This window comes from Deinococcus koreensis, from assembly GCF_002901445.1.
Lineage (GTDB): Bacteria > Deinococcota > Deinococci > Deinococcales > Deinococcaceae > Deinococcus > Deinococcus koreensis.
Genome location: NZ_PPPD01000001.1, coordinates 3,287,072 through 3,307,858 on the forward strand (window position 1 = coordinate 3,287,072; position 20,787 = coordinate 3,307,858).

General features: G+C 70.2%; 18 protein-coding genes. 7 read left to right on the forward strand and 11 right to left on the reverse strand.

Features of this window, described 5'->3' with window-relative positions; all coding sequences use genetic code 11:
- Positions 1-64 precede the first annotated feature (64 nt).
- Complete coding sequence (locus tag CVO96_RS15460; protein ID WP_103312993.1) at positions 65-1,654, reverse strand: GMC family oxidoreductase; 1,590 nt, start codon at positions 1,652-1,654, stop codon at positions 65-67.
- Between the two features lie 60 nt (positions 1,655-1,714).
- Here CVO96_RS15460 and argJ point away from each other — a divergent pair, with 60 nt between their 5' ends.
- The 4 genes from argJ to CVO96_RS15480 all read left to right on the forward strand — a co-directional run bounded on the left by argJ (position 1,715) and on the right by CVO96_RS15480 (position 5,341).
- Positions 1,715-2,902, forward strand: coding sequence for a bifunctional glutamate N-acetyltransferase/amino-acid acetyltransferase ArgJ (gene argJ / locus CVO96_RS15465; RefSeq protein ID WP_103312994.1), 1,188 nt, complete (start codon positions 1,715-1,717; stop codon positions 2,900-2,902).
- Between the two features lie 98 nt (positions 2,903-3,000).
- Positions 3,001-3,738, forward strand: coding sequence for a hypothetical protein (locus CVO96_RS15470; RefSeq protein WP_103312995.1), 738 nt, complete (start codon positions 3,001-3,003; stop codon positions 3,736-3,738).
- A gap of 51 nt (positions 3,739-3,789) precedes the next feature.
- Positions 3,790-4,542 carry a tryptophan-rich sensory protein gene (locus CVO96_RS15475; protein ID WP_103312996.1) on the forward strand — a complete coding sequence of 251 codons (753 nt, stop codon included), beginning with the start codon at positions 3,790-3,792 and terminating at the stop codon, positions 4,540-4,542.
- A 52-nt stretch (positions 4,543-4,594) separates the two neighbouring features.
- The gene (locus CVO96_RS15480) at positions 4,595-5,341 is read left to right on the forward strand and encodes a shikimate dehydrogenase (RefSeq protein ID WP_103312997.1); all 747 of its coding nucleotides are present in this window, start codon (positions 4,595-4,597) and stop codon (positions 5,339-5,341) included.
- 176 nt (positions 5,342-5,517) lie between these two features.
- Here CVO96_RS15480 and CVO96_RS15485 read toward each other — a convergent pair whose 3' ends face one another.
- The 5 genes from CVO96_RS15485 to CVO96_RS15505 form a co-directional block, all read right to left on the reverse strand.
- On the reverse strand, positions 5,518-6,522 hold the full coding sequence (locus CVO96_RS15485; protein ID WP_103312998.1) for an ABC transporter permease: 1,005 nt from the start codon (positions 6,520-6,522) through the stop codon (positions 5,518-5,520).
- Between the two features lie 4 nt (positions 6,523-6,526).
- Complete coding sequence (locus CVO96_RS15490; protein ID WP_103312999.1) at positions 6,527-7,555, reverse strand: ABC transporter permease; 1,029 nt, start codon at positions 7,553-7,555, stop codon at positions 6,527-6,529.
- A gap of 215 nt (positions 7,556-7,770) precedes the next feature.
- The gene (locus CVO96_RS15495) at positions 7,771-9,351 is read right to left on the reverse strand and encodes an ABC transporter substrate-binding protein (protein WP_103313000.1); all 1,581 of its coding nucleotides are present in this window, start codon (positions 9,349-9,351) and stop codon (positions 7,771-7,773) included.
- Positions 9,352-9,491: 140 nt separating this feature from the next.
- A complete protein-coding gene (locus CVO96_RS15500) occupies positions 9,492-11,546 on the reverse strand; it encodes a beta-N-acetylhexosaminidase (RefSeq protein WP_243398399.1) in 2,055 nt (684 codons plus the stop codon).
- Between the two features lie 124 nt (positions 11,547-11,670).
- A complete protein-coding gene (locus CVO96_RS15505; RefSeq protein ID WP_103313002.1) occupies positions 11,671-12,921 on the reverse strand; it encodes an ABC transporter substrate-binding protein in 1,251 nt (416 codons plus the stop codon).
- A gap of 165 nt (positions 12,922-13,086) precedes the next feature.
- On the opposite strand from CVO96_RS15505, the gene CVO96_RS15510 reads away from it, so the two are divergent.
- Entirely contained in the window at positions 13,087-14,565 is a 1,479-nt protein-coding gene (locus CVO96_RS15510) for a glycoside hydrolase family 3 protein (protein WP_341476180.1), read from the forward strand.
- A gap of 221 nt (positions 14,566-14,786) precedes the next feature.
- On the opposite strand, the gene CVO96_RS15515 is transcribed toward CVO96_RS15510, so the two are convergent.
- From CVO96_RS15515 to CVO96_RS15535, 5 genes are all read right to left on the reverse strand, one after another.
- Entirely contained in the window at positions 14,787-15,647 is an 861-nt protein-coding gene (locus CVO96_RS15515) for a DegV family protein (protein ID WP_103313003.1), read from the reverse strand.
- Positions 15,644-16,528 carry an NAD(P)-dependent oxidoreductase gene (locus tag CVO96_RS15520; protein WP_103313004.1) on the reverse strand — a complete coding sequence of 295 codons (885 nt, stop codon included), beginning with the start codon at positions 16,526-16,528 and terminating at the stop codon, positions 15,644-15,646. Before CVO96_RS15520 ends, CVO96_RS15515 begins: the two co-directional genes overlap by 4 nt.
- Positions 16,529-16,598: 70 nt before the next feature.
- Positions 16,599-17,192, reverse strand: coding sequence for a hypothetical protein (locus CVO96_RS15525; RefSeq protein WP_165795322.1), 594 nt, complete (start codon positions 17,190-17,192; stop codon positions 16,599-16,601).
- A 50-nt stretch (positions 17,193-17,242) separates the two neighbouring features.
- Positions 17,243-18,199, reverse strand: coding sequence for a prohibitin family protein (locus CVO96_RS15530; RefSeq protein WP_103313005.1), 957 nt, complete (start codon positions 18,197-18,199; stop codon positions 17,243-17,245).
- 53 nt (positions 18,200-18,252) lie between these two features.
- A complete protein-coding gene (locus tag CVO96_RS15535) occupies positions 18,253-18,657 on the reverse strand; it encodes a YchJ family protein (protein WP_103313006.1) in 405 nt (134 codons plus the stop codon).
- A gap of 101 nt (positions 18,658-18,758) precedes the next feature.
- On the opposite strand from CVO96_RS15535, the gene CVO96_RS15540 reads away from it, so the two are divergent.
- Positions 18,759-19,622, forward strand: coding sequence for a TrmH family RNA methyltransferase (locus tag CVO96_RS15540; RefSeq protein ID WP_103313007.1), 864 nt, complete (start codon positions 18,759-18,761; stop codon positions 19,620-19,622).
- On the forward strand, positions 19,619-20,773 hold the full coding sequence (locus tag CVO96_RS15545) for a hypothetical protein (protein WP_103313008.1): 1,155 nt from the start codon (positions 19,619-19,621) through the stop codon (positions 20,771-20,773). The genes CVO96_RS15540 and CVO96_RS15545 overlap by 4 nt, the downstream gene beginning before the upstream one ends.
- Positions 20,774-20,787 lie beyond the last annotated feature (14 nt).

Genomic DNA, 20,787 nt, shown 5'->3' on the forward strand with positions numbered 1-20,787 from the left:
GTCGAAGGCCGTCGAGAAGGGTCAAAAACGCCAAACCTTCCTGATTCCTTTCTCCCTACATCCCTTACAGACCCTTCGCCACGAACTCTGCAGCCCTCGCGCCGATCATCATGCTCGTGGCGTTGGTGTTGGCGTGGATGACCTGCGGCATCACGCTGGCGTCGGCGACCCATAGACCCGGCACGCCGCGCACGGCCAGGTGGCGGTCGACCACGGCGCCCTCGCCGTCGCCCAGGGCGGCCGTGCCCGCCGGGTGGTACAGGGTCGCGCACTCCTGGCGGATGTGCTCGGCGATGGCCTCGTCGGACTCGGCCTGGGCGCCGGGCAGGGCCTCCCCGTCGGCCATCTCGGCGAGCGGCCCCACCGAGGCGATGTCGCGGGCCTGCCTCACGCCGGCCACCAGACTCTGGAGGTCACGCTCGTCGCTCAGGTACGCCGGGTCGATCAGCGGGGCGGCCAGGGGATCGCGGCTGGAGAGCGTGATACGGCCCCGGCTCTCCGGCGCCACCAGCACCGGGCCCACGGAGAAGTGGTGGCCGGGAGCGCGCTGGAAGCCGTGATCGCGGAAATACGCCGGGCCGAAGTGGAACTGGATGTCCGGGTCGCTCTGCTCCGTGTCCAGACCGGGCCGGGCGTGGCTGAAGGCGGACGCCTCGGCGATGTTGCTGCTCAGCGGCCCCTGGCGGTTCCAGGCGTAGCGGGCCAGGGCCTGCCACTCGGGCATGGCGTCCAGCGAGGCGCGGCGCGAGCGGAAGATGACCGGCGCGGCCAGATGATCCTGCAGCCCCTCGCCGACACCCACCACATCGGCCCTGACCGGAATGCCGTGGCGTGCCAGTTCCGCCCGTGGCCCGATACCCGAGAGCATCAGCAACTGCGGCGTCTGGATGGCCCCCGCCGCGAGCACCACGCCCCCCGCCGGGGCGTCCAGCGTGCGGCCCTGCCAGCGCAGGCGTACGCCCGCCGCCCGTGGGCCGTCCCACAGCAGTTCCAGCACGTGCGCGCCGGTCAGGATGGTGAGCCTGGGGTGCCCCAGCACCGGTTTCAGGAAGGCCCGGAAGGCGCTGTAGCGCTCGCCGCGTAAGTGGTTGCTCTCCAGGATGCCCGCGCCGCGCAGCTCGCCGTCGTTGAAGGTGCTGGCCTGCGGGATGCCCAGCGCCTGCGCCGCCGACTCGACGAAGGCGTGGCTCAGCTCGTGCGACTGGGCGCGGTGCCCGACGGGTAAGGCCCCCTCTACGCCGCGTGTGGCCGATTCGGCGCCCCGGAAGCGCTCCAGCCCCCGGAAGGCCGGCAGCACCTCGTCCCACGTCCAGCCCGGCCCCCAGGAGTCGAAGTCGCGCCGCGAGCCCCGGATGTAGATGGTGGCGTTGATGGCGCTGCTGCCGCCCAGCACCTTGCCGCGCGGCCAGTAGAAGCGTCGCCCGAGTGCGGCGGGCTGCGGCACGGTCTCGAAATTCCAGTCGAGGGCGCTGCGGAACAGTTTCGGGAAGGCGGCCGGTGCGCGGATCAGCGGATGGGTGTCCCGGCCGCCCGCTTCGAGCAGCAGCACCCGGAGGCCCGCGTCCAGCAGCCGGCGGGCGACCACGCAGCCGCCCGAGCCGGCCCCGACGACGATCACGTCTATCCGCGCGCCTGTGTGGCCCTTATTGGTCATGTGGGGCGAGTATAGGGGGCTGGTGCGGCCGCGGAGGCTCGGGCCGCTACACTTCCCCCCATGAGCGCCTCCTCATCCAGTTCGCTGCAGCCCGGTTCCGTGCCGCTTCCCCAGGGCTTCCGCGCCGCCGTGATGGCCGCCGGCATCAAACCCAGCGGCAAGACCGACCTGAGCGCCGTGGTGTCCGACACGGCCTGCACCTGGGCCTTCGCCGGCACCCGCAGCACCACCGCCGCCGCCTGCGTGACCCGCAACCGGGGCCTGTACGGGGGCGGCCAGAGCGTGCGTGCCCTGCTGGTCAACGCCGGCAACGCCAACGCCGCCACCGGCACGCGCGGCGCGGGCGACAACGAGGACATGGCCGACGCGCTGGGCAGCGTGCTGAACGTGGCGCCCGATCAGGTGCTGACCGCCAGCACCGGGATCATCGGCCACCTGCTGCCGATGGACCGGGTGCTGAGCGGCATCGAGCATCTGCCCGACGAGCTGGACACCGGTGCCGAGGCCTTCGCGCACGCCATCATGACCACCGACACGCGCGTGAAGCTCGCGCAGGCCACGCTGCGGGGCGGCGCGCGGCTGCTCGGCACCGCCAAGGGCAGCGGCATGATCCACCCCGACATGGCGACCATGTTCGCCTTCGTCTTCACCGACGCCGCCATCGGCCAGACCCAGCTGCGCGCCGCCTTCCCGGACATCGTGGCGCGCACCTTCAACGCGGTCACGGTGGACGGCGACACCAGCACCAACGACATGGCCGTGGTGTTCGCCAACGGGGCGGCCGGCGACGTGGACGAGGGTGAATTCCTGGAAGCGCTGGAGGGCGTGATGCGCGACCTGGCCCGGCAGATCGCCGCCGACGGCGAGGGCGCCAGCAAGCTCCTGACCGTGCGGGTCAGCGGCGCCCGCAGCGAGGCCGAGGCGCTGCAGGCGGCGCGCACCTGCTGCGTCAGTCCGCTGCTGAAAAGTGCTGTTCACGGCAACGATCCCAACTGGGGCCGGGTCATCATGGCGGTCGGCCGCTCCGGCGCCGCCGTGGACATCGAGCACCTGAAGGTCTCCGTGCAGGGCCATGCCGTCTTCGCCGGGCGGCCCCTGCCCTACGGGGACGCCGCCGTGAGCGACAGCATGAAGGCCGATGAAGTCGTGTTCGAGGTCGACCTGGGCGTGGGCGACGCCTCCGGGGAAGCCTGGGGCTGCGACCTGAGCGCCGAGTACGTGAGCATCAACGCGGATTACACGACCTGAGCGACGTGGATCTGCCCCCGTCTTGGCTGGGCAGGGGAGTCCTTCACCCTCCCTTGACCGCGCCTGAGCCACCGGCTCCACCGCGCTAGCGTGCGCCTATGCCCACCATGCCCCCGTCCGCGTTGGCGCGTCCGCTGGACTTCACGCACTCCTCGAACCGGGTGGCGGTGCTCGGCAGTCTGGGGGCGCTGCTGCTCGCCCGGCGCCGCACCGGCAGCTGGAAGGAGGCCGTGAACGTGGCCGGCGCCTGTTTCCTGGCCTGGGCCACGGCCCGCGAACTCGATCCGGATCATCCCTGGACGGCGAACCTGGCCCTGCCGCTGGCTTTCATGCTGGTCGTCCGGGGCGCGGCGAACCCGCTGCCCGCCGCCGGCACCATGAGCGGGTTGCGGATGCTGGCGGGCACGACCGGCGAGGCGCCCACCCCTGTCGACACGGCCGCCATGCTGGCTCAGACCGGCCTGTCCGCCCGCTTCGGGGGTCGCCTGGGGGCCCTGCTGCCCGCCCTCGCACCCTGGCTGAGTCAGCGGCAGGAGACGGCCGCCCTGTCCCTGCTGGGTCTGCTGGTGCCTCCGGTGCCTGCCTCCACCGGGGGCGGCAGCGTATGGCCTGTGCTCGGCGCGCTGGCGCTGGCCCCGTGGTTAATCCGGCCGGAATCTATCGCCAGTTCCTGCGACCGGGCGGCTCGCCCCGTGCGCGACTCGGATGTGCAGCAGGCCCGGAGTGCGGCGCTGGCCGTGCTGGGCGCGGCTGTCCTGAGCCGGAGACACCAGGCCCAGCAACCTCTGGCAGCGGCTGTCCTGACAGTCGGTTTGCGCCGCCTGACCAGCCCCTGAACCGTCGGCAATCAGACAGCGGCAAAGCGTCTGTCTGCTTACGATTGGGGCATGAGAGGACTTGCGAGGCAGATCGTACTGGTGCTGGCCACCGTCCTGACACTGGTCATGAACTATCTGAGCAACGCCCTGCCGCTGTTCGGCAACTCCAACAAGGAGATCAGCGACTCGCTGCCCAACGCCTTCACGCCGGCCGGTCTGACCTTCGCGGTGTGGGGGCCGATCTTCCTGGGGCTGCTGGCCTTCGCGGTCTACCAGGCGCTGCCCGCCCAGCGCGGCGCCCGCTACGACCGGCTGTTCTGGCCCTTCCTGCTGGGCAACCTGCTGAACTCCTCGTGGCTCCTGGCCTTCCAGAGCCTGCGCTACGGACTGAGCGTGGCTATCATGCTGGCCCTGCTCGCCAGCCTGATCTGGCTGTACCTGAGCGTGCGCGGACTGCGGCCCCAGGGCGCCGAGGTCTGGACGCTCCAGCTGCCCGCCAGCCTGTACCTCGCCTGGATCAGCGTGGCGACCATGGCCAACATCACCGCCTATCTGGTGAGCGTGGGCGTGACCCAGGGCGTGCTGGGCATCGGCGCGGCCACCTGGTCGGCCCTGCTGGTCGTCATCGCGGCGGTGCTGGGCGGCTTCTTCCTGCTGCATTTCCGCGATTACGCCTTCGCGCTGGTGCTGCTGTGGGCCTTCTACGGCGTGTATGTGGCGCGGCCGGAGGTGCAGACGGTCGTGGTGGGCGTGCTGATTGCGGCCCTGCTGGTCGTGGTCGGCGGCGTCCTGTCGCTGCGTTCGCGGCGGCTGGTGCTCTAGGGGCCCCATGCTGACCGCCGGTCAAGATGAGCGCACGTTACACTGAGCCTTCATGCACGTGTCCGACACGCCCCTGGCCCTGATCGGCCACTCCGCCCAAGCCGCCCGCGCCCTGCGCGACCTCGGACTCCTCGGGGTCAGCGTGCCCACCGATGACCTTAGCGGCGTCCTGCACGCCTGTCAGACCCTGCGCTTCAGCGGCGCCCTGATCCACGCCAGCCAGGAATTCGCCGCCCTGGGAGTCACGCAGGCCGACCCCACGGCCCAGAAGGTCGGCCGGGTGGACGCCGTGGCCTTCGCGGGCGGCGTTCACGGCACCTTCGCCCTGGCCGACGCCCTGACCGACACGCTGGAGGCCAGCGGCTACGCCAGCCGGGGAGCCAGCGCCCTGCTGCTGGGGCAGGCGGCCAGCGACCTCGCCCTGGCCCTGCCGCTGACCCGTCTGGGCTTCAGCGACATCGGCATCGTGGCCGAGACCACCCCGGAGGCCGAGGGCGCGGCGCGGCACCTGCCGGCGGGCGTGCGGGCCTTTCCCATGAGCCGCCGCGACCCGTCCGTGACCACGCTGGCCGAGCGGGCCGACCTGATCGTGCTCACCGCCGGCGCCCTGCCCCCCGGTCTGGTGCAGCCCTACCACACCCTGATCGACCTGACCGGGCGCGCCCAGGCGGGAGCGGCGGGTTCGGTACTGAGTCTGGCCCGGCTGCCGGCCCGCCGGCTGGCCCGCCAGCTGGCCCACGCCACCGGGCAGCGCTTTCACGTCGATGAGCTGGAAAAGCTGGTGCCGGCGCTCGGGTAGGGGGAAGGCTGCGTCCCTCGACTCGGCGGATGATGCAGCGTCCCGGTTCGCGTCCGAACAGGTGATCACCACTGTTCAGGATCGTTCTGATCGGATGTTCTGCAGGGGCGTGCGGGAGGAAACCAAACCCCGCCCCCCTGGAGTGGAGAGCGGGTTGTCCGGAGGAGCGTGGAGGGCTACTGGGTGCTTCTGGGGTCGAGCACGTCCCGCAGGCCGTCGCCGAGCAGGTTGAAGCCCAGCACGGACAGGAAGATCGCCAGGCCGGGGAAGACCATCGTCCAGGGAGCATCGACATAGTACTGGCGCGAGTCGCTGATCATGGTGCCCCACTCCGGCAGGGGAGGCTGCGCCCCGATGCCCAGGAAACCCAGCGCGGCGACCTCGATGGTGGCGGTGGCGATGCTCAGCGCGCCCTGCACGATCAGCGGTGACAGGGAATTGGGCAGGATGTGCCGGAAGATCGTGCGGGTCTGCGAGGCGCCCAGGGCGCCGGCCGCCTGCACGAACTCGCGCTCGCGGATGGAGAGCACCACCGCGCGGGCCAGCCGCATGTACACCGGCACCTGCACCAGCGACACCGCCAGCATGGCGGTCACCAGTTGCGGGCTGTTCAGCGCGAACGTCCGGTCGAGCGCCGCGATCAGCAACGGTGGATTGTCGGTGCTGAAGATGCTCGCGAAGCCGATCGCCAGCAGGATGCCGGGGAAGGCCAGCATGACGTCGGTCAGGTAGCCCATAACGGTGTCGAACCAGCCGCCGAAGTAGCCGGCCAGCACGCCCAGCAGCGAGCCGATGATGAGGGCCAGGATGGTGCTCACCACGCCGACCTTCAGCGAAATCCGGGTGCCGTGCAGCGTGCGCGCGTACACGTTGCGGCCCAGGTTGTCGGTGCCGAAGGGCGCCGCCCAGAGGTCGGTCTGGCCGGTCACCGGGTCGCGGTAGATCTCGGCCACCTCCCTGTTCCACAGCCCCGCGATGCTGGGCGGCTTGAGGTTCAGGCGGTAGTTGCGGTCCGTGGTGGGGTCGTAGGGCTTGATGATCTGGGCGAACACGGCCAGCAGCACGAACAGCGCCACGATGGCCGCGCCGATCTTGCCCGGCCCGCTGCGCCGGAAGCGGCGCCAGAAGATGCTGGGCTGCTTTTTCGTCACCGCCTGGATGGAAGGGGTTGCCGTCGTCATGGGGTCACCTGTACTGAATCCGGGGGTCGAGGGCGGCGTAGCTGAGATCCACCAGCAGGTTGACGACGCTCACGACCAGGGCCGCGAAGATCACGCCGCCCTGGATCACCGGGTAGTCGCGCTGGCTGATCGCCTCGTAGACCCACGAGCCGATGCCGGGCCAGGAGAAGATCGTCTCGGTCAATACCGCCCCGCCCAGCAGCGCGCCCGCCTGCAGGCCGATCACGGTGACCACCGGCAGCATGGCGTTTCTCAGCGCGTGCTTGAGCGTGACCCGGTTGGGCGCCAGGCCCTTGGCCCGAGCGGTTCGTACGTAGTCCTGGCCCAGCACGTCGAGCAGGCTGGAGCGCGTGATCCGCGCGATGATCGCCAGCGGAATGCTGCCCAGCGCGATGGCCGGCAGGATCAGGTGCCTCAGCACGTCCCAGAACGATTTCAGGTCTCCGCGCAGCAGCGAGTCCAGCAGGTACAGGCCGGTGATCGGCTGCAGCGTGGTCTCGTTGCCCAGCCGGGCGCTGGGCGGCAGCCAGCCCAGCTTCACCGCGAAGAAATACGACAGCAGCAGCCCCAGCCAGAACACCGGCATACTCACGCCCACCAGACTGATGGTCGTGGCGAGGTTGTCCCAGAAGGTGTTGCGGCGCAGGGCGGCCATGATGCCCGCCGGCATCCCGATCAGCAGCGCGAACAGCAGGGCCGCGATGCTCAGCTCGGCCGTGGCGGGGAAGCGCGAGCGCAGTTCGTCCCGCACCGGAATGTTGCTCTTCAGGCCGGCGCCCAGGTCGCCGCGCACCAGCGCGTTCACGTACTTCGGATACTGCGCGTCCAGCGGATTGGCCGGGTTGAAGAACCACGGTTTGTTCAGGCCCAGCTGCTCGCGCAGGGCGGCGGCGGCGGCGGGCGTGGCGCGTTCGCCCAGCATGGCGGTGGCGGCGTCGCCCGGAATCGAGCGCACGAACACGAACACGACCAGGCTGATGCCCAGCATGACCAGCAGAGTCCGCGCCAGGCGGCGGATCAGATAACTGCCCAAAATAATCTCCCTCGGATGACTTGCGGCGAACGGTGTGTGGCAACGGGTGGAAATGTGAGGTCGTCCAGAATGCCTGCCAGTCTACCCGGTGAGGGCCGCTGTGCGGGGCCCCTGAGGTCGGGAGGCCGGGCGCGGTTCAGAGACGGCGGCAGCAGGCGGGCGGGGCAGACCCCGATGAAGGATCTGCCCCGCCTGCGGGACGGCTCAGCCGGACGTTACTTCTTGCCGATCAGGCTGATCTTGTTGAAGGCCTCGCTGCCCAGGGGGCTGGGCACCCAGCCCTTGACGTAGGTGCGGGCGGCGGCCAGCGGCTGGCTGTGCACCATCGGCAGGCGGTAGCCCGCGTTGTAGGTCAGCTCGTGGATCTGCTGGTAGACCTTCGCCTTGGCCTCCTTGGTGGCGGCGGCGCGGCCCTGTTCGAGCAGGCTCACCAGTTCGGGCGGATTCCAGTTGATGTCGTCGCTGGCGTTGGGGCCGTAGTAGGCGCCGTAGAAGTTGTCGGGGTCGCCGTAGTCACCGGTCCAGCCGATCATGTACATGTCGAAGCCAGGTTCCTTGTTGCGGTCGACCAGATACTTCGCCCAGTCTTCCGTCTTCAGGTTCACCTTGATGCCGATGGCGCTCAGGTCGGCGGCAATCGCCTCGGCGATCGGCTTGGGGTTAGGGAAGTACGGGCGGCTGACCGGCATGTACCAAAGGTCGATCGAGAAGCCGTTGGGGAAGCCCGCATCAGACAGCATCTTCTTGGCGGCGGCCGGGTCGAACTTGTGGTCGGCGGGCACCTTGGGCGAGTTGGCCCAGGCCATGACCGGCGGCACGAAGGAGGCGTTGCTGACCCCCAGGCCGTTCCAGAAGGCGTCCACGATGGCCTTCTTGTTGATGGCCATGGAGATCGCCTGACGCACCTTGTCGTTCTTGATGTACTGGTTGCGGTTGTTCAGCGCCAGAAAGCCCACGTTGAACGAGGGGCGCTTGACGGCCACCAGATTGCGGTCGCCCTGGATGTTCTTGAGCGAATCCGGGGTCAGGTCGTTGGCGAAGTCGATGGTGCCGGCCTTCAGTTCGTTCAGGCGCTGGCTGGCGTCCTTGATGGAGCGGATGACCACCGTGTCCACGCGCGGCTTGGGGCCCCAGTAGGCCTTGTTGGCGCTGAGGGTCACGCGGTCGCCGGTCTTCCAGCTCTCGAAGACGAAGGGGCCGGTGCCGACCGGCGTGCTGGCGGGGGTGCCGTACTTGGCGCCGTCCTTCCTGATGGCGGCGGGGCTGGCGATCCCGAAGTAGCCCGAGCCGATCACGTTGGGGAAGACCGAGCTGGGCTTGTTCAGGTCGACCCGCACGGTGTAGTCGTCGACCTTCACGACGCCCTTGATCACGGCCGTGGCGTCGCCCTTGAAGCCGCCCAGCAGATCGCCGATGATCTCGAAGGTGCGGCCCTGGTCGCGGAAGCCGTAGGGGTGCGCCTTGTCCCACCAGCGCTCGATGTTGAACACGATGGCGTCGGCGTTCATGGGCGTGCCGTCGGTGAATTTCACGTTCCGGCGCAGGTTGAACGTCCAGGCGGTGTTGTTCGCGTTGGCCTTCCAGGAGCTGGCGAGGCCCGGGGCCAGGTCCGTGGTGCCGTCCTTGAAGTCCACCAGCGTGTCGTAGATCTGACGCTGCACCAGGATCGAGATGCCGTCGGTGATGTTGCCCGATTCCAGGCTGACGGGCTCCCCGTTGGCGCCGAAGACCAGGGTGCCGGCGGCCGATGCGGCGCTGAGGGTGGCGAGGAGTGCGGTCAGGACGAGTTTCTTCATGGAACCTCCGCGCCCATTCATGAGCCGTCCCCTGCTGGTGGGTCGCGCAGGGGCAAACTCAGATGGACGGTGAACAGATCAGACGTGCGCTCAGGGTAGGGGCCGCGTGGGGGGGTGTCAAGCGCCGGCCGGGGAAGGGCTCAGGGGCGGTCGCCGATCAGCGTCAGGCCGATCAGGGTCGGGTTGGCATTCTTGCCCTCGCTGACCAGGGTGACGGACTTGATGACCACGCCCGGCTTGGGATTCGTCCACTCCAGCACGGGCACCGCCACGTTCAGGCCGTCGCGGGTCTGGCCGCTGAAGCCGGGGGCCGGGATCATGGAACTGGGCAGCGTGTCCGTCCAGGCGCGGATGTGCCGGCCGTACTCCAGCGGCAGGGCCAGGGTGGTGCCGTCGGCGTAGGCGACCTCGTAGCGCCCGATCACCTCGCGCGGCGTGGCGGCGGGCCAGCCGGTGGTGTGCAGGAAGGCCAGCGCGTCGGCCTTGCGGCCGAGCTCGACGGTCGCGCGCTCCGGCAGATCCTTCGCCGCCGGCCGTGAGCCGCGCAGCATGACTGCGCCCTGCACGTCGAAGGAATAGGCGCCCAGCCGCTTGACCCCCGTGCCCAGGTTCCGCAGGTCGATGTCCGGGCCCTTGAGAATCCAGCCCTTCTCGTCGTCGTCGCTCAGGGAGCGCGTGACCAGAGACTTCAGGTTCACGGCGCTGCCCGCCGCCGCCCGGTACGCCGCCGGCTGGTACAGGTCGCGGAAGATGCCCTCGGCCCCCGCGACCACGGGCGCGTCCGGGTTCCAGAAGGCGGAGGCGGCCCGCACGAAGGGCACGCCCTGTTCGGCCTGCCCGTCCCAGATGCTGGGGTTGCCGAAATAGCCCGTCCAGCGCGTCTGGATCATGCCCAGCGCTCTGGTCTTGGCCGCCACCTTGGCCTGCCCTTCGGGGTTGCCGGCGTCCAGCCAGCTCGCGCCCAGTACCGGGAAGCCCATGGCGGCGATCTTGCCCAGGAGGTCGGTGCCGGTGCCCGAGGTGTAGTTCCAGTAGGCGACCTGGATGTCCTTGGGCAACTGGGCGGGCAGGGTGGCGATCACCGAGTCCGCGAAGGCGCTGTCGTGCCAGATCATGGTGGCCACGTTCAGGGACTTCAGGTGGTCGTGCAGCTTCACCACATCGTCCACGTACAGCTTCTCGAAGCCCAGTGCCTTCCCGTTCTCGCGGGCGGGGAAGCGGTCGCGGCTGCGAACCTCGTCGTGGCCGATGTGCACCCTTGTGGGCCGGAACAGCTCGACCGCCTCGCTCAGCACCGGCAGGATCACCTTGCTGTAGGTGTCGGGGTTCAGGGTGTCGTAGGCCCAGAGGTTCTGGCTCTCCGGATCCTGCTTGAGGTTCAGGTTCTTGCCGCCGTAGAACATCCAGCCGGCGTGGCTCAGGGTCTCGATCAGCGGGATGGGTTCCAGGCCATACGAGCGCGCCAGCTCGGCCACGCGCCGGGCCTCGGCTTTGCTCGCCCCGCCGGGGTGCGCGAAGCCGCCCGCTTTCGCGGTGTCCCACTGCACGTAATTGCTCATGATGAGCACGGCGTTGTACTTCAGGGCCGCCAGCATGGGGATCAGCCGGTCGTTCACCTGCGCGCTGTACTGGTCGAGGTAGATCATGGCCACGCGGTCTCGCAGGCCCGGCGAGTCGCTGATCTTCGCGAAGCGCACGCCGGCGGGGGTCAGCAGCTGGCGCAGCGTCTGGGCGCCGGCGTAGGCCCCCTTGCCGTCCGCGCCGACGATGTATGCGCCACTGGAGTCGACCCACAGCGCGTAGCCTTCGGCGGCTGCATTGTCTAGCCCCGCCGCCTTCGCCTTCGCCGCCAGCTCCTGATCCGCCAGCGTGCCGATCACGATGCCGGGCTTGCCCGCCGCGCCGCCTTGCAGCTCGGCGCCCAGGCGGGTCTTCCACTCGGCCCGCAGGTCGCGCACGGCCCAGGCGAGCTCCGGGGCGCTGCCCACTACGCGCACGCCCAGGCCGCCCAGGGGCAGGGTGCCGTTCGGGAATTCGGCCCGCTTTGGCTGGGGCACCAGCGTCTGCCGGGGCGTCTGGGCGCGCGCCTCGGGCAGCGGCGTCAGGGGCAGGGGGGCGGCCTGGGCGCCGGCGGCCAGCAGGGCCGAACTCAGGACAGCCACACTCACTGGGGTCAGGGCTCTCATTCGCTTCATCGTGCACGTCCTTCCTGATGTCGTCGTGATGTTCACGTGCTCTGGTTCAGGCCCTCCGGTTCAGGCCAGGGGGGCATCCGGCCTGAACCGGACGCCCCCCGCACTCACCTCCTCCAAGACGGGCTCAGAGGCTGGCGTTCCAGGCTTTCACGATGTCGTCGAGCGCCTGCTTGGCGGACTTCTGGCCGGCCATCGCGGCCTCCACGTTGTCCTTGAAGACCTTGTTCAGCTTGGAGGCGTCGGGGTAGACCAGCGTCAGATCCTTGGCCTTCTTCAGCTCGGTGCTGGACACCAGCTTGCCCTGATCGGTGGCGTTGGCGCCGCCCTGCTTGAAGAACTTGTCGGTGCTGGCCTTCACTGTGCTGGGGAAGGTCGTCTTGGTGACCTTGGAGAACTGCAGCTGGTTCACGTCGTTGGTCAGGAACAGCGCCAGCTTCTGCGAGAGTTCCTTGTTCTGCACGCCCTTGGGCACCGTGAAGCCCATCAGCGGCGTGTGGATCACGTTGCCGGCGATGTTGATCGGGTAGGGCGCCACCTTGGTCAGGTCATAGATGGCCTTGTTGTCGTTGGCCACGCGCAGGATGAACTGCGGCCCGGTGATCAGCATAGCCAGCTTGCCCGCCGAGTACAGCTCGGTGGCGGCCGTGAAGCCCCGGCGCATGGTGTCTTCCGGGATGTAGCCCTTCTTGTACAGGTCGACGTAGGTCTCCAGCAGCTTGACGTGCTCGGCCGAGTTGAAGACCGCCTTGCCGCCGCTCTTGTCGAAGACCGGCAGGCCCGCCTCCTGGAACACGAACAGCATGTTGATGCCGTTGATGTTGGGCATGAAGCCGTACATGCCGGTCTTGTCCTTGACCTGCTTGGCCGCCGCGATCAGGGTCTGGATGGTGCGCGGGGGATTGGCCGGGTCGAGGCCCGCCTTGCGGAAGATGTCGGTGTTGTAGGCCACGACCTTGGGGGCCCAGTACCAGGGCACGCCCATGACCTTGCCGTCGAAGGTGAAGGTGTTCAGCGGCGAGGGAAAGTACAGCTTGCGCTGGGCGTCGCTCAGGGTCATGGGTTCCAGCGCGCCCTGCTGCACCAGCTTGACCGTCATGTCGGATGACAGGTTCACGGCGGCGGGTGGGCGCCCCGCAGCGACGGCGGCGAGCAGCTTCTGCTCCATCGCGGCGGCGGGCACGTCGACCCACTTGAGTTCCACGGTGGGGTTTTCCTTCTGGAACTGCGCGACCAGCCGGTTCATCTCGTCGTTGAATAGCGGCGCGAGGCTGATCGTCCAGAACTCCAGGCTGGTCTTCTGGGCGCCCGCCACGCTCGTCGAGGCGGCGGCGAGCAGGGCGGCGGTGAGGGCCCACTTCTTGGCAGGATTGGTCATACGGACTCCTTGAGCATCATGTGGCGAAATTGAAGGTACGCCCAAGACTGTAGCGTTCCCTGCGTGCTGGTGCCTGAGAATCCCGAAGATGAACTCTCATGCCCCCGTCAGAGGTCTTCACCTCGCCCCGGCCCGCGCGACCCGGGTCTGGACTACTCTGCTCGCGTGACCCCCACTCTGCTTCCGGGCGCCCTCGCCATGGTGGACATCCCCGGCCCCGTGCTGGACGCCGATACAGCCGCCCACCTGCGCCGATACGGGGTGCGTTCCGTGTGTCTGTTCGGCAAGAACATCGAGTCGGCAGTCCAGCTCCGGCAACTCTGCGCCGATCTGCGTGGCGTCCTGGGCGAGCACGCCCTGATCGCCCTGGATCATGAGGGCGGCGCCATCCTGCGCCCGGACTTCTGGCCCTACGCCCCCAGCGCGATGGCCCTGGGCGCGGCCGACGACCCCGAACTGACCCGCGAGACCCACGCCGCCCTGGCCCGGCAGCTGCGCTCGGTGGGCATCAACTGGAACTTCACGCCCGTGCTGGACGTGAACGTCAACCCGGCCAACCCGGTGATCGGCGAGCGCGCCTTCGGGGGAGACCCGGAACTCGTGACCCGCCACGGTCGCGCCTCCCTGGAAGGGCACGCCGGGGAGGGGGTGGCCGCCTGTGTCAAGCACTTCCCCGGCCACGGCGACACCCACCAGGACTCGCATTACAACCTGCCGCACGTTGCCAAGGCGCGCGCCGACCTCGACCGGACGGAGCTGGCCCCCTTCCGCGCCCTGCTGCCCCAGACCCCGGCCGTCATGACCGCCCACATCATCTTCGACGAGCTGGACGCGGGGGCGCCCGCCACCCTCTCGCGCCCGGTGCTCACGGGGCTGCTGCGCCAGGAGTGGGGATTTGAGGGCGTGATCGTGACCGACTCGATGGGCATGAAGGCCATCGACGACAATTACGGCCGGGGCGAGGCCGCCGTGCTGGCCCTGAAGGCCGGCGCCGATCTGGTCATGGCCCTGGGCCGCCGCGAGGTGCAGGAGGCGACGCTGGACGCCATTGCCCAGGCGCTGGACGGCGGGCTGGACGCTGCTCTGGAGGCTGGCGAGGTGCAGGCCAGCCTGGGCCGCCTGGAAGCGCTGGCCCGGCTGTATCCGGCTCAGGCCGATGTCGCCGTGGACACCGGGGCCGACGCCGGGCTGATGCGCCGGGGCTGGGCGCAGGCCCTGACCGCCTTCCGCGAGCCGGTCGCCCCGGCTCCCGGCAGCCGCGTGCTGCTGGTCGCCCAGCGCTACGCCTACCGCGAAAACGTCAGCGAGCGTGGCGTGGAGGCGGGGGCCCTGGCCCGCGACCTGGGCGCCCTGTACGACCTGACCCTGCACGCCTACGACTCCCCGGAGGAACTGGACTGGGCCGCGCTGGGGGAGAGCGGGCAGACGGTGATCCTGGCGACCTCCGGGCGCCACCGGCACCCGGCGCTGGTGGGTGTGCGCCCGGGGCTGCACCTGGCGCTGTACAACCCCTACACGGTGCTCGACGTGGACGCCCCCGCCCTGATCACCTACGGCTTTCGCCCCGAGGCGCGCGCGGCCGTGCTGGGGTGGTTGCGCGGAGAGGTGGAGGCCCCTGGACGGCTGCCCTTCGGCCCGGTCTGAACGGGTATGGCGTCAACCTATCAAGTGCTGTGCCTCTGTTCCCTTGCACCTCACGGAGCTCGGATGGGCCGCTGCTGGAGAGGGATGGGGTGAGGGGGAAGGTTGGCGACGGAGATGCCCAGTCGGGCGTCAAGCCCTGATTTTTCGGTTGATGGTGTCCTGGGGCGGCCTAACTCATCCGGCCTGATCCATCCAGCCGGCGCCTTCCCGGCCCGGTTCGCTTAGCGCTCCCAGGGCCAGGGGCCGGGGGCCGCCGCGATGCCGGCGGCGCGCGGCCCGGTGTGGACGTTGAGCACCGGGTTCACCGGCGCGAAGCCCGACCAGACCACCGGATGCCGGGCCTGCACGTTCTGCAGCAGCAGTTCGGCGTCCTCGCGCTCGGAGCCGAAGAGCAGGCCCAGGCGCAGGGGCGTGCCCTCGCCGTAGGTGCGTGTGACCTGCTCGCCGACCGCCGCGATGGCGCCCTTGTAGCTCCGGGCGCGGCCCACGTTGGTGTAGGCGCCCGTGGCCTTGTCTACGGTGATCACCGGCTTGAGGTTCAGCAGTCCGCCCAGCGTGGCCTGCACCCGCCCGATCCGCCCGCCCCGGCGCAGGTACTCCAGCGTTTCGATGGTGAAGTACAGCTCCGTTTCCTGCTCGACCTGGGTCATCCAGGCCAGCGCCGTCTCCAGGCTCTCCCCACGCGCGGCGGCGCTCATGGCCGCGTGTACCTGAAAAGCCTGGGCGGCGCTGAGCGTGCGCGAGTCGTGGATCTGCACCCGCACCCCGCTGCCCACCATGCCGCGCGCCTGCTCGGCGGCGTTGCGGCTGCCGCTCAGGCCGGCGCTGATGGTCACGGCCAGCACCTCATCGCTGCCCGCGCGCCCATAGGCCTCCAGCCAGTCCTGCGGGGTGGGCTGGCTGCTGGTCGGATGCACCGGGTTGGTCTGCAATTCCTGATACAGCCGTTCTCGGCTGATCTCGTGCGTGCGGAAGGACTCGGAACCGAAATTCAGCGAGAAGGGCGCCACCGGCACGTCGTTCAGGAGTTCCGTGTAGGCGTCCAGGCCCCCGTCCGTGACCACACCGAAGCGCGCGCTCACGCCAGCACCGTCCCGTTCATCTGCTCGACCAGCTTCAGGGCCGCCGTGTGATCCTCCTGCGGCCCGACGATCCGGGCGGCAGCGCGGTACAGGGCGGTGACCTGCGCGATCACGGGTGCGCTGCCCCGCACACTCTCCACCATGTCCAGCGCGATGCCGGCGTCCTTGGCGAGCAGGCCCAGGCCGAAGGTGGCCGGAAACTCGCGGGTCAGCACGCGCTGAGGAATCAGGTTCTGGGTGGTGTTCGAACGCCCGGAGCTGGCATTGATGACGTCCAGCGCGGCGCTCAGGTTCACCCCGTGCAGGCCCAGGATCGCCAGACCCTCGCCGGCCGCCCACAGATTGACCGCCAGCAGGGCGTTGTTCACGGCCTTGACTGCGAAGCCTGCGCCGGTGTCGCCCACCCGGATCAGCGTGCCCGCGAAGGCCAGGTGCGGTCTCACGGTCTCGATCTCCGCGTCTGGGCCACCCACCATGACCGTGAGCGTGCCGGACTGGGCCGCCGTCACCCCGCCGCTGACCGGCGCGTCCAGGAACGCCACGCCCTGCTCCTGCAGGCGCTCACGCTGGCGGGGCGCGGCGTCCGGGTGCCCGCTGGTGCAGTCCACCCACACGCTGCCGGCCTTCAGGTGGCCGCGCAACTGGCCCAGCACCTCGTCCACCTCGGCGCTGGTGGGCAGGCAGCTCACGATCAGGTCGGCCTGCCCCGTCTCTACCAGCGGAGTGGCCCGGCTGCCGTGCTGGGCGGCGTGCGCCTCCGCTTTCCCGAAGGTGCGGTTCCACACGAGGGTCGAAACGCCCGATTCGCGCGAGCGGGCCGCCATATGCGCGGCCATCGGGGAGCCCATCGCACCCAGGCCCAGGAATGCCGTAGTCATCATGAGGTTCAGGCTAGTCGCCCGGAGCGCTGTGAGCGGGGAAGCTAAACCCGGTCTAAAGTTTGGTTCCGGTCTAAAGTTCGGAGCGCGCCGGCCCGTCCGGCAGCGCCAGCTCCGACCCGCCCGCCCCCGAGGTCACCGGGCCGAAGCGCTCGCGCAGGAAGCGGCCCTGGCTGAGCAGGCGATCCGCCGTGGCGTGGTCGTGGCGCAGCGCCTCGCGCACGCCGTCGTCCATCAGGCGGAGCTGCTCGCCCAGCAGCAGTTCCGGGGGCTGTCCCTGCGCGCTCAGCGTGCGCCGGGCGCCCTCGGTCAGGTTGAAGTAGGCGCGCAGGGTGTCGGGCAGGTAGGCCTCGCGGGTCTGGGCCAGCAGGTAGGCGGTTCGGGTGTCGGGCTGCCCCTCGCGCTGGGCGTCGGCCACGCTGCACAGCAGGGTCCAGGCGTCATTGCGGGCCGGCTCCGGCAGGCACAGGATCAGCGCCTCCACGCCGGCGCCCTGGGCCGCCTCCGGTGCCGGCGCCGCCAGGGCGTGGGCTGGGGTTCCGGGAAGGGCGCTGGCGGGCGGTGGGGGCAGCTGTCCGGCCCGTTTCTGGGCCTTGGTCACGTTGTCGACATACGTGATCAGCGCGATGCCCCCGAAGATGACCATCAGAATCAAGACCGCCGTCATGTCCGCATCCTAGAGCAGGGGCCGCGGGGGCTGGTGCGCGCGGCGCCCCCTCACGGCGCGGGCTTGGCGGCCGCGGCCGCCGCCTGAGGCGTCAGCGACTTGAGGTCGATCAGGAAATTGCCGTCGGCGGGCATCATCACGGTCTGGATGGTGGGCGAGAGCTTCTCGGCCACGGTCAGCTGGATCAGCTGGGGGTTCTCGCGCAGCGCCTTGCCGCGCAGGGAGAGCGCCTGGGCCTCGCCGCCGGCCCTCGCCACGGCCGCCTTCGCCAGCCCCTGGGCCTCGACGACGGCGCGCTTGGCCGAGATGTCGGCCTGCAGCAGCCGGTTGCGCTCGACCTCCACCTGCTGTTCGGCGGCCTGCTTCTGTTCGATGGCCTTGGCGATCGAGTCCGGAATCCGCAGCTCGCGCAGCAGCACCGAGTCCAGCGTCAGGTTGTTGCGCGTGAACACCTGGGTCAGCGCCGCCGTGATGCTCGCCTCGACCTGCTGGCGCTTGGTGCTGATGATGTCGGCGGCGCTGAACTGCCCGATGGCGTCGCGCACCTTGCTGCGCACCTGGGGCCGGATGACCGTCTCCAGGTAGTTGCGGCCCAGTTCCTTGTGCAGGATGGCGGCCTTGGAGCGGTCGATGCGGAACTGCACGGTCACGTCGGCCGTGATGTCCAGGCCCTCCTTGCTGCGCGCCCGGATGGCGCCCTCGGCGTCGCCGGCGCCCGGGGTGTCATGCGCCAGCGTGACCTGCTGCAGGCGGGCGTCGTAGAGGTTGACCCGGTCGACGAAGGGCACGACGAAGTGGATGCCCTCCTGCAGCACGTCGGGCTTCACGCCGCTGAAGGCGCTGAACACCACGCCCACGAAGCCGGCCGGAATGACCTTCACGCCCTGGGCGAGCAGCCAGAGCAGCAGGATCACGCCGCCCGCGATATAGGCCAGGCGGCGCCCCGAGCGGCGAAGTTGGAACTGTGGCATCCGGACGTTGCCGGGTGGTGGCCCCTGTTGTGTCATGCCCCCAGTACGCGGCCACCCGGCGCGCGGTTGCAGCCCCCGGCGGCGGGGGGTCAGGTGCCCGAGGACTCCACCGTGGGCGGGGTCACGTCGTCCACGTAGACCCAGCGCCCGGACAGCTGGGTAAAGCGGCTGCGCTCATGCACGCGCAGCGTCTCGCCCCCCGCGACCTTCAGGGTGGCCGTGAACTCGACTTCACGGCCCTGTGCGCGGTGCACGCTCAGGGACTTGTAGCGGGTGCCGCTGTCCAGGGTCAGCTGTGCGGGCCGGTGCTGGGGGTGCCAGGTGGCCAGGATGAAGGGGGCGTTGCCCAGCGCGTAGGCGCAGTAGCGGGCCCGCATCAGCGCCTCGGGGGTGGCCGGCGGGCGTGAGCCGTCGTGCGCCGGCCCGCAGCAGTGCGAGTAGCTGCGCCCCGTTCCGCAGGGGCACGACTTGAACGGGGGATACGCCAGCGGCATGTCGCCAAGCTAACGCACGGAGCCCCCCCGCTGGGGGATTGCCTGCACCGGGTTCAGTCGGCGCGGGGCGTCGGGGCCGGCCGAACTTCATAATGCGGTCAATGCACCCGCATGACGTCATCACCTCAGCCAGCAATCCGCACGTGAAGCGGCTGGTTCGCCTGCGCTCGCGGCGAGACCGTGAACGCGAGGGCCTGATCCTGATCGAGGGAGCCCGTGAACTGCGGCGGGCCGCCCTGGCCGGAGTCCGGCTCCAGGCCGTGTACCTGTGCCCCGAACTGTACAGCCCCGAAGCCCGGCAGGTCGTGCCGGAGCTGCCCGAACCTGTGTCTGGCCCTCTGACCGGTACCGTGACCGCCCTCTCCAGGCCCGTCTTCGAGAAGGTCAGCGGGCGGGAGAACCCCGACGGCGTGCTGGCCCTCGCGGCGCCGCCCGAGCTGAGTCTGGCCGAGCCTGGCCCGGACGCCGTGGTGCTGGTGCTGCACGGGCTGGAGAAACCCGGCAACCTGGGCGCCATCCTGCGAACCGCCGACGCGGCCGGCGCCTCGGGCGTGATCGTCCTGGGGCGCGGCGCCGATCCCTTCGGCCCGAACGTCATCCGGGCCAGTCAGGGCAGCGTGTTCAGCCTGAAGGTGGTGGTCTGGGACGAGCCGGAGGCCCTGGCCTGGCTGCGGGAGCGCGGCTTCGCCCTGGTGGCCTGCACCCCCGACGCTCCGCGCGTGTACTGGGAGGCCCCCCTGACCGGCCGCGTGGCCCCGCTGCTGGGCGCCGAGCATCAGGGCCTGCCCGCCGACTGGCGCCAGACGGAACGCAGCGTGCGGATTCCCATGGCCGACACCGCCGGGGCCGACAGCCTGAATGTCGCCACGGCCGCCGCCCTGATGCTGTACGAATGTGTGCGTCAGCGGCTGGCGGCCGGCGAGGGTCGCCCTGCGCTGGCGGGCGCGCCGGGGGTGTCGCCGTGAGCATCTATTCGCCCGATCCCTACCGCGAGTGGCTGCGGGGCCGGCTCAGCGAGGAGCTGGGGGTGCGCGAGGCCGAACTGACCATCCAGGCGGCCGTGCAGCGCCGGGGCTGGCCGGCCGTGCGGGCGCTCGGCCCCCGCGACGTGGTTGCCGTGCTGCAGGACGTCTACGAGAAGATGCGCGAGCGGGTCGGCGACGGCCGCGCCGACAAATGGCTGGAGGTCACGACCGTCAACCTGGCGCGCTTCGCCGAAACCGTGCCGGTGCCGTCGGCGGGCTCCACCGAGACCGGGCCTCCCAGCCCGCCCCCCGTGCGCTGGGGCCGGCGGGCCCACGACCTGCCGCTGCTGCTGGCCCGTGCCCACGCCGAGATCGCCGAGCGCAGCCTGGGCGCCATCCGGAGCAGTGCCGACATGAGCACCCTGGAGCGGGCCGCCGAGTGGGACGTGCAGGCCACGCACGCCGAGGTGCGGCGCTGGGAGACCGAGGATCAGCTCACCCGGATGCGCTCGGATCACGCGCGGATCGAGGTCGCCGATCAGGTGGCGACTGCCGCCGCCCAGGCCCAGGTGCTGCGCCTGAGCGTCCGCGAGCTGGAGGAAGCGGCCCGGAGCGGCCAGGCGGTCACGGCCCAGCTGGCCCACGGCCGCCTGATGGCCTCCCAGACCGAGGCGTTCCTGTCGACCTTCACGCCCCTGATCTCCATGGCCGACGCCGATACCCCCCTGCCCGCCGTGGACACCGATCTGGACAGCGTGCGCTACGCCCTGGGCGTGCCGCTCCACCCCAACGTGCTGCGGGCACGGCACACGCTGAACTACGCCCAGTGGCAGGCCGGCCCCAGCGGCGACGCCTCGCCCGGCGTGCTGGCCGCACAGCACGAACTGCACCTCGCCGAGGAGGAGGCTCGCGAGCAGCTGGAAACCACCCTGGAGGCGGCGCGCAAGCACCAGCGGGCGTACCAGCAACTGGCCCTCAAGGCCACCGGCCTCGAACAGCGGGCGGCCCGGCTCAGCGCCGCCGGAGGAGACGGGCTCAGCCTCGCGCGCATCCGCCTGGAGTGGCGCCAGACCCGCACGGCGGCGCGGGTGCAGGCCCACCGCTTCACCGAGGCCACGCGCTTTCTGGAAGGCCTGATCAGCGAGGGCTGAGGCAGAGCGTGTGT